The organism is Pedobacter sp. BS3 (genome assembly GCF_008274585.1).
In the GTDB taxonomy this organism is placed as follows: domain Bacteria; phylum Bacteroidota; class Bacteroidia; order Sphingobacteriales; family Sphingobacteriaceae; genus Hufsiella_A.
Map to the genome: position 1 here is coordinate 155,584 of NZ_VTRT01000005.1, position 17,397 is coordinate 172,980.

Consider the following 17,397-nt stretch of genomic DNA (forward strand, 5'->3'; position numbering starts at 1 on the left):
ACAGTAATGGGAAACCTTACTTGTTCAGCAGAAAGCCTAACGCGAGAGTAATGGTCATAAAATGGGCCAGGCGGGTACGCAGGCTTTGACTGGCGGTATACAGTTGAGCCTGAACGGTATTTTGGGATATCCCCAGTTCACTTGCGATTTCGCGGGTGGAAAGCTCTTCCATATAGTGCATCAGGAATATCTTACGCCGTTTTTCCGGCAAAGCGGCCAGCCATAAATTAATTAAATCCGATATTTCTTTTTCACGCACTTTATCATCGGCATAAACAGGAGAGCAGATGATTTCTTCAAATTCATCGAGGTAAGCGGCATGCTGCGGCGCTCTTGCTATTTGTTTATATAGCTGGAATCTGACGGCCGTGTGAAGATACGCGGATAAATTATTGATTGCCAGCTGACGGCGCCTGAGCCATAGGTCAGCAAAAATATTTTGTATAATGTCCTGGCATTGGGCCTTATCGCGGGTACGTTTATAAGCTGTATTGTAAAGTTCAGACCAATATCTACGATAAATCTCAGAAAATGCCGCCCTTTCATCCTCTTTTATCAGAGAAGCAGCATTTCATCATTCAATTTATTTAAAGACATGGTGTATAAATTTAAGTTAATTTTAAGATACAATGAAAAACCTGTTAAGCCTGTACGATTTCAGTGTGGCTTTATGAGCAATTCATATACCTGCATAAAATAGCAATCAGTTAAATTTACAATAGCCCGGCATTATTTTGTATTATTCAGTATTGGTTATAATGGCCTTAATATAGCTTGTTGTTGTAAGCGTATAACATGGACAAATATACGAACTAAATTGATTTAGCAAATTTTTTGTAAAAAAAATACTACGTCGCAGAACAAGGTGGAAAATCTAATGGAAATACATCTGAAAAAAGCTTTTGTGCCGGTTTTCTTAATTATTTATTTTAGCTTTGCTCAAAGCTGCAAGTGAAAAAAAAAATTTCTATTAACGATATTGCCAGGGAGTTAGGGATTTCCATCACTACGGTTTCCTTCATCCTTAACGGGAGAGCCCAGGAAAAACGGATAAGTGAGAACCTGGTTAAAAAGGTTCAGGATTTTATCAATGAGGTAGATTACAAGCCTAATTCGCTCGCCCGCAGTCTCCGTACCGGGAAAACCAATATTATAGGTTTAATGGTTGAAGATATATCCGACCCGTTCTTTTCGACCATTGCCCGTTTAATTGAAGAGAAATCTTATCAGAATGGATATAAAATAATTTATTGCAGCACCGAAAACGATACGGCAAAAACCCGTGAGCTGATTAAAATGTACAGTGAACGGCATGTTGACGGCTATATCATTGTACCGCCGGAGGGGATAGAAGAGGATATAAAAACACTTACAGCAAGCGGAAAGCCGGTTGTTTTACTTGACAGGTATTTGCCGGGTATTGAAACAGATACTATTGTAATCGATAACCTGGAAAGCGCTTACCATGCTACCAGGCATTTAATTGATAATGGTTATAAAAACATTGCATTTGTAACCATTGACTCGCTGCAACTTCAAATGCAGGAGCGTCTATCCGGTTATGAAAAAGCCATGAACGAAGCCAGATTACCGCAATATGTAAAAGAGATTGCGTATAACAGCGCTCAGTCGGTGCCGCAAATTACCGCATTTTTGCATCGGAAAAAGAACATTGATGCTGTTTTCTTTGCTACAAACTATTTGTGCGTCAGTGGGTTGAAAGCTATAAGCGGCATGGGCGCCAAAATTCCCCAGGAAATAGGAGTGGTGTCTTTTGATGATTATGAGCTGTTTGAAATGTATTCACCCGCCATTACCACCGTTGCCCAGCCCGCCGAACAAATCGCGGAGCATGCGATCAACCTGCTGCTAACCCGTTTAAAAAAGAATACCGCTCCTAAAAAAGTCGAACGTATCGTATTATCTACCTCATTTATTGTTCGAAATTCTTCAATAAGATAGATTTAGCGGTAGCAATCAAATAAATAATTTATTTCTTGTCTTTGCTAAATCGTTTTATATATTTGCCCAATTCAATTATAAATATCTATTACACTTAAATGAGCGAAAATCTGTTTAATTATAAATTCATCGGTGTAGACATTGGTGGCTCACATATCACCGCGGCCCTTATTTCGCCAGAGCAGTGTACCATTGATGCGGGCAGTAAAGTGCGCCGGCGTGTTGATGCCAAAGGAGATGCTGTATCTATATTAAAGACATGGGCAGAGGTGTTGAATAGCTTTATCCGGGCCGATGATAATAAGCATCTGCTGAAAGTAGGAATCGCTATGCCCGGCCCTTTTGATTATCAGAAGGGTATTTCACTGATAAAAGGACTGAATAAATACGATGCCCTATATAGCCTCGATATTCGTGAGGCTTTATCTTCGGCAACAGGTTTAGAGCCTTCAAACATCCTGTTCAGAAATGATGCAGAAGCATTCCTTCACGGCGAAGTTATATTTGGCAAAATACCGTCAAACGTAAAAGTAATCGGCGTGACCCTGGGAACCGGTTTAGGTTCCGCTGTCAGTATGAACAGCATAACCCGGGATGTATTCCGGGCAATCACGCCGATGTATGAGAGCATTGCAGAAGAATACATTTCAACCCGTTGGTTCCAGAAAAGATTTAAAGAATTAACCGGACGTTTTCTGATTGATGTGGAAGCCTTGTTGTCTGAAGATGAGCTGATTAAAAGTCAGCTCTTTGCCGAATTTGGAAAAAACCTCGGCTTATTTCTTGATAGCTTTGTATCTGATGAAAATGCAGATATAATTATTATAGGCGGTAACATTGCCCGGTGCCTGGATTATTTCAAAGAAGAAATGTTAGGGCACATTAGCAGTCCGGATGTTCAGGTGAGACAAAGTATTTTATGGGAAAACGCAGCTTTAATCGGAGCCGCATGCAGTTATCACGAAGCAGAGGAATTAGCCAAAACAGCTAATTCCGGCAGTAAAGTATGCTGAATATAAATATAAAAATTTTACCCATTTGCTAAATCAATTTAGTTTATCTATGTTTGAGACAACCAGGTTAAGTAGAAAAATTACTCTGGCGTTGTATAGCACAGCTAACCCATACGTATAACCCTAAAATTTATTGCATTGAAACGACGTACCTTTATAAAAAGCGCAGCACTTTCGGGAGGAGGGATGTTGCTGGGTCATCAGCTTGCCTTTGCTGCTGCATTAGATTATCCTGTAGTCAGGACAGCAGTAGAAAAGCGAAAATTTGCCAGTAAAGCCGTAGAGAATGCCATTGCCGAGTTTACAGCCAATGTAAAGAATAAGGAGCTTGCCTGGTTGTTCAACAATTGTTTTCCGAATACATTAGATACCACAGTTGCCTATTCCGTACACAACGGAAAGCCTGATACGTACGTTATAACCGGAGATATTGATGCCATGTGGCTTCGCGACAGCACAGCGCAGGTATGGCCTTATTTACCGTTCATGAAGCATGATCAGCAACTGAGGCAATTAATTGAGGGCGTAGTCAACAGGCAGGTAAAATGTATCCTGAAAGACCCCTACGCCAATGCTTTTTATGATGATGATACCAAAACCGGCGAATGGAAAAACGATTTGACAGACATGAAACCCGGCTTACATGAGCGCAAATGGGAGATAGATTCATTATGTTATCCCATACGGTTAGCGTATCATTACTGGAAGGAAACCGGCAATACACAGGTTTTTGATGCAAATTGGCATGATGCCGTGAAAACCATCCTCAAAACATTTAAAGAGCAGCAGCGGAAAACGGGAGATGGCCCGTATCACTTTCAGCGGAAAACCGCATGGGCAACCGATGGTGTGCCAATGGCCGGTTACGGTTACCCGGTTAATCCGGTCGGACTTATTTGCTCAACCTTCCGGCCAAGCGATGATGCCACGATATTTTCATTTTTAATTCCGTCGAATTTCTTTGCTGTGGTAAGTTTGAGGCAGGCCGCGGAGATGATGCAGGCTGTTATGAACGATGCATCCACCGCGAAAGAGCTGCATGCGCTTGCCGGTGAGGTGGAGCAGGCTTTAAAGAAACATGCCATCGTTACCCATCCGCAGTTCGGGAAAATATACGCTTATGAAATCAATGGCTTCGGAAGCTATAACCTGATGGACGATGCCAATATCCCCAGTTTATTGGCAATGCCTTATCTTGAATCAGTTCCGGTAACCGATCCGGTGTATCAGAATACACGCAGATTTGTTTTATCAGGATATAATCCATTCTATTATAAAGGTACAGCGGCAGAGGGAATTGGCGGCCCTCATATTGGCAAAGATATGGTGTGGCCGCTAAGTCTTATTGCAAGAGGACTGACCAGCACAGATGACCGGGAGATTAGGCATTGTATTCAAACCTTGCAGAAAACACATGCCGGCACAGGTTTCATGCACGAATCTTTCCATAAAGATAACCCAAAGAAATTTACCCGGAGCTGGTTTGCCTGGGCAAATACTATATTCGGAGAATTTTTATGGAAAACCTATAAATCAAAACCACAACTGTTATCGTAAATCGTCACAATATGCATTTAAAGAAAGATTTTGTTACCTGTGTGTGCTTCCTGCTTGTAATCCCGGCATGTGCGCAGAACAGGCAGCTGGTATCATCCTCCAATAAGGCCGAAGTTTATAAAAAACGTGTACAATTGTTAAACTATGCCTTAAATAGACATTTTAAAGAATCAGCTACGGGTCTGTATATCGAAACTACCGATAGTGCCAAAAACGAAAATCCGCATTCCTGGCTATGGCCGCTTTGTGCCTACATACAAGCCGCCAACGAAATGGAAGTATTGGAGCCAGCCAAACAATATATGCTTCCGGTTGAGCAGGCTATTGACCAGTATTACAGCAATACCCCGCCTTTGCCGGCCTACCAGGATTATGTAAAACGGGAGAAAACCACAACCAAATATTATGACGATAATCAGTGGGTAGCTATCGCTTACCTGGATGCTTATAAACGCAATCACAAAAAGAAATACCTCGAAGTATCCGAAATGATTTACAGGTTTATGATGAATGGTCTTGATAGTGCTGCCGGCGGAGGTATTTATTGGCGGGAGAAAGATATGACCACTAAAAATACCTGCTCAAACGGTCCCGGTGCGCTGGTCGCCTTGCAGTTATATCAGGTAACCGGTAAAAAAGAATATTTGCAAACTGCGTTATCCGTTTACAATTGGACCAGGAAATATCTGCAATCGCCGGAAGGCTTATACTGGGACAATATCAAAATACCATCCATGCAGGTAGATAAAGCTAAGTTTACCTATAACACCGGTACCATGCTGCAATCGGCTGTGCTGCTTTATAACATCACCAAAAACAAAGATTATCTGAAAGAAGCGCAGCGGGTAGCCGGTGCAGGAAAAGAACATTTTTTCAAAAACGGTCGTTTGCCGCACGAATACTGGTTTAATGCTGTAATGTTACGTGGATACATAGAGTTGTATAAAGTAGATAAAAACAAAGCCTGGTTAGACTTTTTCCGTGAAGATGCCGAACAGGTATGGGAAAAAGAACGTACCGCTGATAACCTGGTTGGAACTAAAAAAGCAAAGCGCCTGATTGACCAGGCTGCTATGATAGAAGTCTATGCGAGACTTGCTGAGGCCGAAGTCATAAAGTAATGCCATCAATAATTAATAAAGTTAACTAAACCTTATAAACACCGCAATGAAATCTAATGTTGCTTTTACCGACAAAAAATACCTGGTAACACTCATATTCGTAACCTCGCTGTTTATGTTCTGGGGCGTTGCCATATCACTTGGCGATGTGCTTAACCGGCATTTTCAGCAAGTGCTTCACGTTTCAAAAGCCCAGTCCGGACTGGTTCAGTTCTCTATTTTCGGAGCCTATTTTATCATGGGTATACCGGCCGGTTTGTTTATGAAACGGTTCGGCTATAAAAACGGTGTGCTCCTGGGCTTATCACTTTTCGCCCTGGGTGCCTTTCTGTTTGTTCCGGCAGCCAACGCCGAGTCCTTTAACTTTTTCCGTATCGCGTTGTTCATATTAGGCTGTGGTTTGTCCACACTCGAAACCGTATCGCATCCCTTTGTAGCCTCTTTGGGCGATCAGCGCACCAGCGACCAGCGTATTAATTTTGCCCAATCGTTCAATGCCCTGGGAACTATTGTTGGGCCGGCCATCGGCTCGCTGTTCATCTTTGGCGGTGCGGAGACAGAAATGGGACTTGATAAAATAAAAACACTGTATATTATTATCGGGGCAGTCGTTTTGCTGGTCGCCGTTTCCTTCGCAATGGTCAAAGTGCCTCAAACCACCGATCCGCACGTGCCACTAACCGCGGAAAACGCCGAAGCCGTTAATATCGATCTTGAGCCTTCAAAGAAGCTGTTTCAGCACCGGCACTTTGTTTGGGCTGTAATCGCACAGCTATTCAACGTTGCCGCTCAAAGCGGAACCTGGGCCTTCTTCATAAATTACGGACATGATAAAATGGGCTTTAGCGATGCCGTGGCTGCCGGTTATATGACCATTTTTATGATCATGATGCTGTTGGGCCGCTTCATCGGAACCTACCTTATGCGATTTATTGCTCCTCACAACCTGCTTGCGACATTCGCCTTTGCCAACATCATCATGTGCCTCATTGTAGCGCAAAGTTTTGGATGGGTGTCGTATATCGCCCTGCTATTCATTAATTTCTTTTTCAGCATCATGTTCCCCACTATTTTCAGCCTGGGACTAAAAAATCTTGGAAAACAAACGCAGCAGGCGTCGTCGTTTATATCCATGGGTGTCGTCGGTGGCGCATTTTTTCCGCTCATTATGGGCCAGATAGCCAATCACGACGTAGCAAAATCCTATTACCTTCCCATCGTTTGCTACCTCGTTATCTTTCTCTTCGCTTCGCGGTTTTATAAGGTTAAACATTAGTAGCGACATTGTTATCAGAAAAGCAGGGCTGGTAGTGCTTTGGAACCGGTAACCCTGCTTTCTGTTCATACTGCACACCCGGTTTGCTTATCCCTTTCGCACGGCATTAGCCACAGGCCGGTATCCACTGCAATTCATCCTCTTTTATCAGCTTCCTATATTAAGCGGTGGCTCTTTTGCTTCTTAATAAAACGCTCTGTTGCCATAGCAGCTTTCCTGTCGCCTCCATATTCAAAAACAGCTGTTAATAGCCAGGGACGATGAGGTGGGATATTCTTATTAACCTGCACTTTACGGCCGGCATCTTTTCGCCAGATATCGTCATAGAAAAGAATTATTTCTGAATAGCCGAGGCCTGATTTTTCCTTATGTAACATTTGTACCCAAAACTATGCTTTTATAAAGGGAGCTTTGAGTAGTAATTATGTTATCAATTCAGAACAGAAGTACATGCGCTATTATTTTTCAAAAACAATTACGGATGATCCTGGTACGGCCATTCCAAAAGTAACCAGGGAATTAAAGAAAAAAAGCTTAGGGCTACTGACACAGACCGGTGATCAGGCAACCCGGGAAAAGAACTCATGTATAAGATCCGGTTTTTTTAAAACAGGGAAAACTGCACGGGGAAAAACAGCAATTGCTGCCTTTTTTCTGGGGCTGGTTTCTATATCTTCCATGGCGCAGGAAAAAGTCCGCTTCCTTTCCTTAAAAGAAGCCATTGAAGCAGCGGTATCCGGTAATTTCGCCGTACAATCGGGGAAGCTTGATGAGGCTGCAGCCCGGGAAAAATTCAAACAGGCCGATGCAGGTTTTCTGCCGCAGCTTAATTTCTCGTACGCTGCATGGACTACCAATAATCCTTTAAACGCATTTGGTTTTAAGCTGCAGCAAAGAGAGGTTACAGCGGCCGACTTTAATCCGGCCTTGTTAAATCATCCTTCCCAAACTGCTGATTTTACCACAAAATTAGAAGCTCAGCAGCCGCTGCTTAATCTGGATGCCATTTACATGAAAAAAAGCGCCAGGGCCCAGGTAGAAAGCTACCAGCTTAAAACCCAAAGAACGCGGGAATATGTAACGCTCGAAACGCAGAAAGCTTATTATCAATTGCAGATGGCACATCAGGCAGTTTGGGTATTAGAAGAAGCATTATCAACCGCTAAATCAGTATATGAATTTACAAATAACCGTGTATTCCAGGGGCTGATCCAGAGATCAGACCTGTTAAATGCAGAAGTACAGGTGCTGGGGGTTGAAAGCAGCCTGAATGAAGCAAAAGCGAACCTGCTCAATGCTTCTGATTATCTCAGCGTGCTAATGAACCAACCGGCAGGTGTATTGTACCAAACAGAAGAGATGTGTCAGGCATACCCGCAGGAAGATATTTCACCCGTGCTGCCTGAAAACAGGAGTGATTTTCTTGCCATGGAAGAAGCGATAACCGCGGCAGGCATGATGGAAAAATCGTTTAAAATGAAGTTTTTACCCCGGCTCAATGCTTTTGGCTCTTACCAGCTGAATGATAAAAGATTTTCAGGATTTGGTGCTGAATCTTATTTCGCCGGCATACAGCTTAGCTGGAATATTTTTGACGGAAACAACAATAAACGGCAGGCAGCCGGCCTGAAGCTGGAGCAGCAGAAACTTCAGGTGCAGCTTCGCTCCATGCAGCAGGAAAACCAGATGCAACTGGATAAATATCATCGTGACCTGGCCAGCTCCCGGTTTAAGATCAGGCAGCAGCATGCGGCCGTTGCTCAGGCAGAGGAAGCCTTACGCATTTTACAAAACCGGTATAAAGAAGGCTTGGTCAATACCACCGATGTGCTGCATGCGCAAACGCAGCTGTCACAGCAAAAGCTGATGCTGCTCCAGGCAATTTTCAGCAATCAGGTTACGCAGGCATACATCCGGTTCTTAACAACAGCATACCATCAACAATAAAAACGAAGAAATGAAAATCATAAACAACAACAGCTTACTATGGCTTGCAGCCGTTATCATTTCAGCAAGCTCCTGTTCCTCATCTCCTAACCAGGATGCGCCACAGCCTAAAGCCCAACCTGTACAGGTTCGGGTAGAAACACCGTCTTTAAGCAGCGACAATTCCATTACCGTTACCGGTCAGGTGGAACCCGTACATACCGCCCACATCAGCACCCGTGTAATGGGATTTATTACCGCCATAAAAGTGAATGCAGGCGACCACGTAAGTAAGGGCCAGGTGCTGGTTACCATTAGCAATGAAGATATTCTGGCAAAGCTTGCCCAGGCAGATGCCATGCTTTCCAGCGCCAGTGCTGCCTATCAAAGTGCAGAAAAAGATTATCAGCGGTTTACCAACCTGTACAACCAGAAAAGTGCATCAGCAAAGGAATTAGATAATGTTACGCTCCAGTATCAGGCAGCAAAAGCCGGTGTCAGGGCTGCAGAGCAAATGAAAGCTGAAGCCAGGGCCATGCTTGCCTATACAAATATTACTGCACCTTTTGCGGGTATAGTGGCAAAAAAACTGGCTGATGCCGGAAGCATGGCTAATCCGGGAATGCCGATTTTAATTATAGAGCAAGAGGGAAATCTGCAGGTAAATGCGTCGGTACCAGAAACGGAGATCAGCAGAATCAAGCTCAAATCCCCTGCTGCCGCTTGGGTTGAATCGTTAAATAAAAGCTTTACCGGTGAGGTCGTTGAGATCAATCCTTCTTCTATCGGCTCGGGCGGGCAGTTCTTAGTAAAAATCAGTCTGCCGCAGGAAGCACAGGCCTCGTTATATGCCGGGATGTATGCCCGTGTCAGGATTAATACGAATGGCGCACCTTCTTCTATGGATCAGGAAACCGTTCTGGTTCCATTAAGCGCTATCAATCGTATCGGTCAGCTCGATGCCCTGTACACCGTCAGCAGTCAGGGAACCGCCCTGCTCCGTTATGTACGGCTCGGAAAAATCTATGGAGATAAAGTTGAAGTGCTTTCGGGACTGAACAGTAATGAGGGTTTTATAATAAAAGCCGGAGGAAAATTATACAATGGCGTGCCGGTAAAGGCTGCATCACTTTGATAACATCTGAAAAGCTGCCGCAGACCTAAAAGAGTTTCATTGCTCCTGCCCGGCAGGTTAAAATAAAAAATCAACACATGAAAGAAGGAATAGCCGGAAAAATCGCAAAGGGTTTTATCCAATCCAAACTGACCATTTTATTGATGGTGGTATTACTGCTCATCGGCGGATATGCCACCATGCTTATCCCGCGGGAAGAGGAGCCGCAGATAGAAGTGCCCATGGCCGATATCTTTTTAGGTTTTCCAGGCGCCGGCCCTAAAGAGGTAGAATCAAAAGTTACCGCTCCTTTAGAAAAAATTGTTTCTAATATTAAAGGTGTAGAATATGTGTATTCTACCACTATGAAGGGGCAGGCCATGCTTATTGTACAGTTTTATGTGGGCGAAGATGTAGAACGGAGCCTGGTGAAATTGTATAATGAGATAATGAAAAACATGGATAAAATGCCCCAGGGCGTTACCATGCCGCTCATTAAATCCCGGTCTATTGATGATGTGCCTGTGCTGGGATTAACCCTTTGGAGTGAACATTACGATGATTACACTTTAAAACAATTAGGCGAGGAGTTAAAGGATGAGATTAAAAAAATTCCGGATGTTGCTGAAGTAAATGTATTGGGCGGGAGAAGCCGTGAGGTAAAAGTGGTTTTGAATAAAGAAAAAATGGCGGCCAATCAGGTTGACTTTTTAACCATTCAGAACAGTATCCGCGGAAGCAGCACGCAGATGACCTCGGGTAATTTTTTTAAAAATGATACCACGTTTTCCGTAGAAACGGGAAGCTTTTTATCCTCTGCCGAAGAAATAGCCGGTTTAGTTATCGGTACCAACGGACAGCAGCCGGTTTACCTTCGCCAGGTTGCCCGGATAACCGACGGGCCAGCAGATGCAAAGCAATACGTAACCTTTGGCTATGCCCTGGGCGAGCCAGAAAATGCCAGAAAATTCCGGTCACAATACCCGGCAGTTACCTTATCTGTTGCTAAAAAGCCGGGCGCTGATGCGATGAAACTTTCCATGCAGATAGTGCATAAGGTAGAGCATCTTAAAAATAAAATTATTCCTGCCGATGTTCATATTACCACCACACGGAATTATGGCGAAACCGCTTCAGAGAAAGTTTCGGAATTGCTGTTCCATTTATTTGTAGCCATAGTAGTGGTTACGCTGTTTGTAATGATGGCCATGGGCTGGCGTGGTGGTTTGGTCGTGTTCCTTTCTGTGCCGGTCACTTTTGCGCTGACACTGCTCAGCTATTATTTAATGGATTACACGCTCAACCGGATTACGTTGTTTGCGCTGGTATTTATAACGGGCATTGTGGTAGACGATTCCATTATTATCGCAGAAAACATGCACCGGCATTTTAAAATGCGGCGGCTGCCCTTTAAGCAGGCTGCTATTTATGCCATTAACGAAGTGGGTAATCCCACCATTCTGGCCACGTTTACCGTTATCGCCGCCGTTTTACCGATGGCGTTTGTATCCGGTTTAATGGGCCCTTATATGAGTCCCATGCCCATCGGCGCTTCTATTGCCATGATGCTTTCGTTGGTTGTGGCTTTAACGCTTACACCTTATCTGGGATATATTTTCCTGCGGGAGAAAGCTAAACGAAATGAGGCACAGCAGGAACCGCTGCAGTTAGAACAAATGCGTGTTTATAAGCTGTACTATCGGTTCATTAATCCTTTGCTTAATTCCAGGAAAAAGCGCTGGGCATTCATGCTTTCATTAGCCGTAGTGCTGCTGGGCTCTGTCGCCCTGTTCTACACCAAAACGGTAGCCGTAAAAATGCTTCCGTTTGATAATAAGAATGAATTCCAGGTAGTGATTGATATGCCCGAAGGAACTACGTTGGAACGTACGGCGGCATTAACCAGCGAAATCGGGCAATATCTCTCCCGCCAGGAAGTAGTGCGAAACTACCAGGGATACGCAGGAACCGCCGGACCCATCAGCTTTAACGGCCTGGTGAGGCATTACGATTTAAGGCGTGGTGAGAATTCGGCAGATATCCAGGTCAATCTTTTGGATAAGAAAGACAGAAAGCTGCAAAGTCACGATATCGTTAAGCAGATGCGTGCCGCCATACACCAGATTGGTAAAAAATACCAGGCCAATGTGAAGCTGGTAGAAATTCCGCCCGGGCCTCCGGTACTCTCCACCCTGGTTGCAGAAATATATGGCCCGGATTATGACCGGCAGATAGCGGTGGCACGGCAGGTGAAAAGCCTGATAACCGCTACTCCCGACGTGGTGGATGTAGACTGGATGGTGGAAGACGACCAGCCGGAATATCATTTTGAGATTGATAAGGAAAAAGCCATGCGTAACGGCGTTGCACCTGCACAAATTACAGCTACGCTGTATGCAGCGCTCTCGGGGATGAATGCCGGAACCTTATATCAGCCCGCAAGCTTTAGCCCGGTAAATATCAACCTGCAGCTAAGCGATGCAGATAGATCGGGCGTAGCTGACCTGGGAAATTTAAAGATCGTGAACCAGCAGGGAAAAACAATTCCGGTTAGCGATATGGTTACTATCTCTAAAAAGGTAAAAGAGAAAAGCATTTACCGCAAAAACCAAAAGAGAGTGGTATATATCCTTGCGGATATGGCAGGAAAGCTGGAAAGCCCTTCGTATGCCATGAGCGATATTTCCGAAAGGTTAAGCAGTCTTCAGCTTCCGGCAGGCTATACACTCCACGAAGAGTATGTGCGGCAGCCGGAGCTGGAAGATAATTTCTCATTAAAATGGGATGGTGAATGGCAGATCACTTACGAGGTATTCCGGGATTTAGGGATTGCGTTCCTGGTGGTTATCCTGGTTATTTATATGCTGATCGTAGGCTGGTTCCAGGATTTTAAAGCGCCCGTTATTATGCTGGCGGCCATTCCCTTATCCCTTATTGGAATTATCCTGGGCCATTGGATAATGGGAGCTTATTTCAGTGCTACTTCGATGATTGGTTTTATTGCTTTAGCAGGGGTTATGGTACGAAATTCTGTACTGCTGGTTGATTTTATAAATATCCGGCTAAACGAAAAAATCCCGCTGAAACAGGCTATCATCGAAGCAGGGGCGGTGCGTACCACGCCGATCTTACTTACGGCCGGTGCAGTAGCTTTGGGGGCTGTGATCATATTGTTCGACCCGATTTTCCAGGGACTGGCCATTTCGCTGATAGGAGGAACGGTGACTTCCACTTTCCTCACCCTGTTGGTGGTGCCGCTGCTGTATTTCAGGATGAAACGTAATACAATCAACTAATTAACACGTAAAAATTATGGACATGAAATTATTAATCGTTACCAGCATCAAAGAATGCCGGGATAAGGTGGCAGATATTTTCAAAGAAACAGATATACAGGTGTTCAGCGTTTCAGAGATAGCCGGCTTTAAGGAAGGCTCGCCTGTCAGCCTTACCCACAACTGGTTCGGAAGCAGCGGCGATTCGTATGATTCCATTATGCTTTTCAGCTTCACCGAGAAAGAAAAAGCTGAAAAAGCGCTGGAATTAATTATAGCATATAATCAAAGTGCGGATACCGGTTTCCCGGTGAGAGGGTTCATCCTGCCCGTAGAACGATCTGGTTATTAAAAAAACGCAATCCATAATTTTAATCATTAAAAAATAATTTATCATGAGAGAAAGAATTGTACGAACCGTTGCCGGTTCCATGGTGCTGCTGAGTGTGCTCATGTCGCAGCTTCATAGCAGCAACTGGCTGTGGCTTACGGCATTTGTAGGATTTAACCTGTTGCAATCGTCAATAACCAGGTTTTGCCCTTTGGAGTGGGGGCTTAAAAAGTTCGGGGTTGAATCCGGCGAAGGAAAATGCTATTAGGCGTTTTTAGAGATGCAGTTAAAACCGTCCGGCAGTAAACCTCATGATTTTTCGGATAGGAGCAACGAGGTATTTAAATAAAAGATATTTTTGTCTTTTATTTGAGCAAAGATATCGATTCCATACTCATGAAGAATAGAAAGGTAGAGCTGCTATCTCCCGCTGGTTCCTTTGAATGTTTGCAGGCGGCAATAAACGCCGGCGCCGATGCCATTTATTTTGGTGTGGAACAGTTGAATATGCGTGCAAAATCGGTCAATTCCTTTTCCGTACAGGATATAAAAGAGATCAGCTCCAGCTGCAAAGCCAGCGGAATTAAATCATATATCACGTTAAATACCGTGATGTACGACCACGATATGCAGCTTATGCAGCTTATCCTGAAGGAGGTGAAGAAACAGCAGATCGATGCGGTTATTGCGGCAGACTTTGCGGTAATCAACTATTGCAACCGGCTGAACATTCCCTTACACATTTCTACGCAGGCCAATGTCAGCAATATAGAATCGGTTCAGTTCTTTTCCGGTTCTTCCGATTTGATTGTCCTGGCCCGGGAGCTCACGCTAAGGCAGATAGCCGGTATCTGCAAAGAAATTAAAAGAAGGAAAATAAAAGGGGTATCTGGCGAGCTGATGAAAATTGAGGTGTTTGTGCATGGCGCTTTGTGTATGGCTGTTTCGGGTAAATGTTACCTGAGCCTGCATTCGCAAAATTCTTCGGCCAACCGGGGCGCCTGTGCGCAGGAATGCCGTCATCCCTATAAAGTTACCAGCCTGGAGACCAACCAGGAGTTAATTGTTGATAATGAATACATTATGTCGCCAAAAGACCTGTGTACCATTGGTGTGCTGGATCAGTTGGTTGAGAGCGGGGCTGATGTTTTCAAGATAGAAGGCAGAAGTAAAGGGCCTGATTATGTGTTTACCGTAACGCAATGCTATCGCGAGGCAATAGATGCCATTGCCGAAAATACCTATACCCCCGAAAAAGTGGAAGACTGGATGAAAAGGCTTTCTACCGTTTATAACCGTGGGTTCTGGGAAGGATATTACCTGGGTCATAAGCTGGGCGAATGGACACGGACGCCCGGCTCCATTGCTTCGGAAAAAAAAGTGTATATAGGTAGGGGAAGCAGGTATTATCCTAAAATTAAGGTAGGGGAATTCCTGCTGGAATCGGGAAGCATTAAACCCGGCGATACATTAATGATAACAGGTCCTAAGATCGGTGTGGCTAAAGAAAAGATAGAAGCGTTGATAGTGAACGGTTTGAAAAGCGAAGTAGCGGCAAAGGGCGATAGAATTACCTTTCCTGTAGGGATAAAGATTTCTCCCGGCGATAAGCTGTATAAGATCATACAAACCAACGATGCCTAAAATCATCCATTACCGGAAAAAGTGTATTGGCTGTGGTATTTGTGTAGAATTACAGCCGGAATTGTGGCGCATGTCAAAGAAAGACGGCAAGGCAACCCTGCTGCAGTCTGTTGCGAGAAAAGATCTATTTGTATTGCCTGTCCGCGATGAGCAGTTTCAAAATAGTATAAAAGTGGCAGAAGCGTGTCCCGTAAAGGTTATCCAGGTCAGATAGCATCCGGATGTTACTTGAAATTTTTTGCCGGGGGCTGTTCGCCGGCAGGTTCGTTATCCTGACGGGTATTAGCTAAAAGCCTGACCCCGGTTATCCCAAAAATCAGCCTGGGGCGTGAACTTGCAAAAGAGCTATTTTAAAATAGTCGGCAGGTTATTTTTCCTTATGTAACATTTGTATCCAAAACTATGCTTTTATAAAGGGAGCTTTGGGCAGTAATGATATTATCCACTTAAAACAGAAAGACATGAGCTATTATTTTTCAAAGATGGTTACCGGTGATTTCGATGCCGCCATCGCGAAAGTAACAGAGGAGCTGAAGAAAGAAGGCTTCGGGATACTGACAACGATTGATGTTCAGGAAACCCTAAAGAAGAAATTGGATGTTGAGTTCAGGAAGTATAAAATACTTGGCGCCTGCAACCCGCATTTTGCGCATCAGGCGCTATCAGAAGAACCGTTCATCGGCACCATGCTTCCCTGCAATGTCATTGTTCAGCAGCATGAAAATGGCCAGGTAGAAGTTTCTGCCATAGACCCCGTAGCCTCTATGATGGCCGTGCAGAATGAAAAGTTAGGCGAAGTGGCCAACGAGGTCAGGAAAAAGCTTGAGAATGTGATTGCTAATGTTTAACAGCTGTAATTTTTAAAATTCAATACGATAAAATATGGTACATGAAGTTGATGTTCAATGGATGGGTAACATGCAGTTTAACGCGTTGGTAAACGGGCATGTGGTAGTAATGGACGGGCCGGAAAGGGCAGGAGGGGAAGACCTGGGGCCAATTCCCAAACCTCTTGTATTAACGGCTCTTGCCGGCTGCACCGGAATGGATGTTGCCGCGATACTGAGAAAAGCCGGTAAAAAAGTAAATGACCTGAATATAAAAGTGGCCGGCGAAATCAGCAGCAGGGTCCCCATTGAATACATCGCCGTGCACGTGGTTTATGAGTTTACTGGTGCAGATGAAAATAAAGAGTACGCGTTAAAAGCGGTCACCGATTCGCAGGAAAAATATTGCGGCGTAAGCAGCATGCTGAAAAAAGCCCTGCCTGTTACCTGGGAGGTTAACTATAACGGGATGCAGATTTTCAATAACAGGAAAGCAGAAGTTGCAGCATTAAATTCGTGAAAAGAAAACCTGTCAGGAGGCTGTTGGAAATGATAGCTGCCCATAAGCTGCTGGTTGCCGGCGTAATTACCGGGGCCATTGGCGGCTACCTGTACTATTATTTTATCGGGTGCAGTTCTGCAACCTGCGCCATTACTTCCAGACCCGTAAACAGCGCTTTATACGGCGCCTTATTGGGCGCCTTATTTTTCAACGCTTTTAAAAAAGAAAATAAAGAAACTTTAGAGTAATGATACAGATACTAAAGAGAATATTAGGAATAGGCCCTGAAACAGACTACGGTCAGTTGATAGAACAGGGAGCAATTTTACTGGATGTTCGCAGCAGGGCGGAATTTTCGGCCGGGCATATTAAAAATGCAATGAACATCCCGGTAGATGAATTGAGCGCTAATTTATCAAAGCTTAACGATAAGGATAAATGTATTATCTGTTGCTGTGCGTCGGGAATGAGAAGCGGCACAGCTAAAAGGATACTGGAATCAAAAGGATATAAGGCCGTTTATAATGGCGGAAGCTGGACAAGGCTGCAAAATAAGTTATAGCAGTTTTAGTTTCAGGTTAAAAGGAGTGAAGTATGGCTACTATCAGACAAATTTTATTTACCGGCTGGAATTTTATGCGCTGGCTTCGCCTGGGAGCCGGCATTTTTTTCGCGGTGGAGGCATTGAAAACTCATGATAAGCTTTTCGGCTTTGCCGCTGCATTTTTTCTGTTTACGGCACATTTCAACACCGGATGCTGCGGCCCGGCAGGATGCGCTGTTCCCGGCAGGAAGATCAGGGAAGAAAAAATGAAGGATGATCCTGTTTAGATCTCATAGATGTGGTCA

Annotated in this window: 19 protein-coding genes; 17 read left to right on the forward strand and 2 right to left on the reverse strand. The window is 44.3% G+C overall.

What is annotated here, in order from left to right:
- Nucleotides 1-16: 16 nt before the first annotated feature.
- On the reverse strand, nucleotides 17-559 hold the full coding sequence (locus FW774_RS14070; RefSeq protein ID WP_149348844.1) for an RNA polymerase sigma factor: 543 nt from the start codon (nucleotides 557-559) through the stop codon (nucleotides 17-19).
- Nucleotides 560-951: 392 nt separating this feature from the next.
- Here FW774_RS14070 and FW774_RS14075 point away from each other — a divergent pair, with 392 nt between their 5' ends.
- The 5 genes from FW774_RS14075 (at nucleotide 952) to FW774_RS14095 (ending at nucleotide 6,929) form a co-directional block, all read left to right on the forward strand.
- Nucleotides 952-1,962: a LacI family DNA-binding transcriptional regulator gene (locus FW774_RS14075; RefSeq protein ID WP_187774905.1), complete on the forward strand. Its 1,011-nt coding sequence runs from the start codon at nucleotides 952-954 to the stop codon at nucleotides 1,960-1,962.
- 98 nt (nucleotides 1,963-2,060) lie between these two features.
- Nucleotides 2,061-2,975: an ROK family protein gene (locus FW774_RS14080; RefSeq protein WP_149348846.1), complete on the forward strand. Its 915-nt coding sequence runs from the start codon at nucleotides 2,061-2,063 to the stop codon at nucleotides 2,973-2,975.
- 138 nt (nucleotides 2,976-3,113) lie between these two features.
- On the forward strand, nucleotides 3,114-4,532 hold the full coding sequence (locus tag FW774_RS14085) for a glycoside hydrolase family 125 protein (RefSeq protein ID WP_149348847.1): 1,419 nt from the start codon (nucleotides 3,114-3,116) through the stop codon (nucleotides 4,530-4,532).
- A gap of 11 nt (nucleotides 4,533-4,543) precedes the next feature.
- Nucleotides 4,544-5,653, forward strand: a complete 1,110-nt coding sequence (locus FW774_RS14090) for a glycoside hydrolase family 76 protein (RefSeq protein ID WP_149348848.1) — start codon at nucleotides 4,544-4,546, stop codon at nucleotides 5,651-5,653.
- A 46-nt stretch (nucleotides 5,654-5,699) separates the two neighbouring features.
- Nucleotides 5,700-6,929: a sugar MFS transporter gene (locus FW774_RS14095; RefSeq protein ID WP_149348849.1), complete on the forward strand. Its 1,230-nt coding sequence runs from the start codon at nucleotides 5,700-5,702 to the stop codon at nucleotides 6,927-6,929.
- A gap of 155 nt (nucleotides 6,930-7,084) precedes the next feature.
- Here FW774_RS14095 and FW774_RS14100 read toward each other — a convergent pair whose 3' ends face one another.
- Nucleotides 7,085-7,306, reverse strand: a complete 222-nt coding sequence (locus FW774_RS14100; RefSeq protein ID WP_149348850.1) for a hypothetical protein — start codon at nucleotides 7,304-7,306, stop codon at nucleotides 7,085-7,087.
- Nucleotides 7,307-7,379: 73 nt separating this feature from the next.
- On the opposite strand from FW774_RS14100, the gene FW774_RS14105 reads away from it, so the two are divergent.
- The 12 genes from FW774_RS14105 (at nucleotide 7,380) to FW774_RS14160 (ending at nucleotide 17,379) form a co-directional block, all read left to right on the forward strand.
- Nucleotides 7,380-8,876, forward strand: a complete 1,497-nt coding sequence (locus FW774_RS14105; protein WP_242457838.1) for a TolC family protein — start codon at nucleotides 7,380-7,382, stop codon at nucleotides 8,874-8,876.
- A 10-nt stretch (nucleotides 8,877-8,886) separates the two neighbouring features.
- Nucleotides 8,887-9,990, forward strand: a complete 1,104-nt coding sequence (locus FW774_RS14110; RefSeq protein WP_149348851.1) for an efflux RND transporter periplasmic adaptor subunit — start codon at nucleotides 8,887-8,889, stop codon at nucleotides 9,988-9,990.
- Nucleotides 9,991-10,067: 77 nt separating this feature from the next.
- Nucleotides 10,068-13,265 (forward strand): efflux RND transporter permease subunit, encoded by a 3,198-nt coding sequence (locus FW774_RS14115; RefSeq protein WP_149348852.1) that lies wholly within the window; start codon nucleotides 10,068-10,070, stop codon nucleotides 13,263-13,265.
- A gap of 22 nt (nucleotides 13,266-13,287) precedes the next feature.
- On the forward strand, nucleotides 13,288-13,596 hold the full coding sequence (locus tag FW774_RS14120) for a hypothetical protein (RefSeq protein ID WP_149348853.1): 309 nt from the start codon (nucleotides 13,288-13,290) through the stop codon (nucleotides 13,594-13,596).
- A gap of 43 nt (nucleotides 13,597-13,639) precedes the next feature.
- Nucleotides 13,640-13,843 carry a DUF2892 domain-containing protein gene (locus tag FW774_RS14125; RefSeq protein WP_149348854.1) on the forward strand — a complete coding sequence of 68 codons (204 nt, stop codon included), beginning with the start codon at nucleotides 13,640-13,642 and terminating at the stop codon, nucleotides 13,841-13,843.
- A 128-nt stretch (nucleotides 13,844-13,971) separates the two neighbouring features.
- Nucleotides 13,972-15,219 (forward strand): peptidase U32 family protein, encoded by a 1,248-nt coding sequence (locus FW774_RS14130; protein WP_149348855.1) that lies wholly within the window; start codon nucleotides 13,972-13,974, stop codon nucleotides 15,217-15,219.
- Nucleotides 15,212-15,433: a ferredoxin gene (locus FW774_RS14135; protein ID WP_149348856.1), complete on the forward strand. Its 222-nt coding sequence runs from the start codon at nucleotides 15,212-15,214 to the stop codon at nucleotides 15,431-15,433. Before FW774_RS14130 ends, FW774_RS14135 begins: the two co-directional genes overlap by 8 nt.
- 247 nt (nucleotides 15,434-15,680) lie before the next feature.
- Complete coding sequence (locus FW774_RS14140) at nucleotides 15,681-16,067, forward strand: DUF302 domain-containing protein (RefSeq protein WP_149348857.1); 387 nt, start codon at nucleotides 15,681-15,683, stop codon at nucleotides 16,065-16,067.
- 34 nt (nucleotides 16,068-16,101) lie between these two features.
- On the forward strand, nucleotides 16,102-16,566 hold the full coding sequence (locus FW774_RS14145) for an OsmC family protein (protein WP_149348858.1): 465 nt from the start codon (nucleotides 16,102-16,104) through the stop codon (nucleotides 16,564-16,566).
- Nucleotides 16,563-16,796, forward strand: a complete 234-nt coding sequence (locus FW774_RS14150; protein ID WP_242457839.1) for a DUF6132 family protein — start codon at nucleotides 16,563-16,565, stop codon at nucleotides 16,794-16,796. The genes FW774_RS14145 and FW774_RS14150 overlap by 4 nt, the downstream gene beginning before the upstream one ends.
- Nucleotides 16,796-17,110 (forward strand): rhodanese-like domain-containing protein, encoded by a 315-nt coding sequence (locus tag FW774_RS14155; RefSeq protein ID WP_149348859.1) that lies wholly within the window; start codon nucleotides 16,796-16,798, stop codon nucleotides 17,108-17,110. Before FW774_RS14150 ends, FW774_RS14155 begins: the two co-directional genes overlap by 1 nt.
- A gap of 32 nt (nucleotides 17,111-17,142) precedes the next feature.
- Complete coding sequence (locus FW774_RS14160; RefSeq protein ID WP_197739866.1) at nucleotides 17,143-17,379, forward strand: hypothetical protein; 237 nt, start codon at nucleotides 17,143-17,145, stop codon at nucleotides 17,377-17,379.
- Nucleotides 17,380-17,397 lie beyond the last annotated feature (18 nt).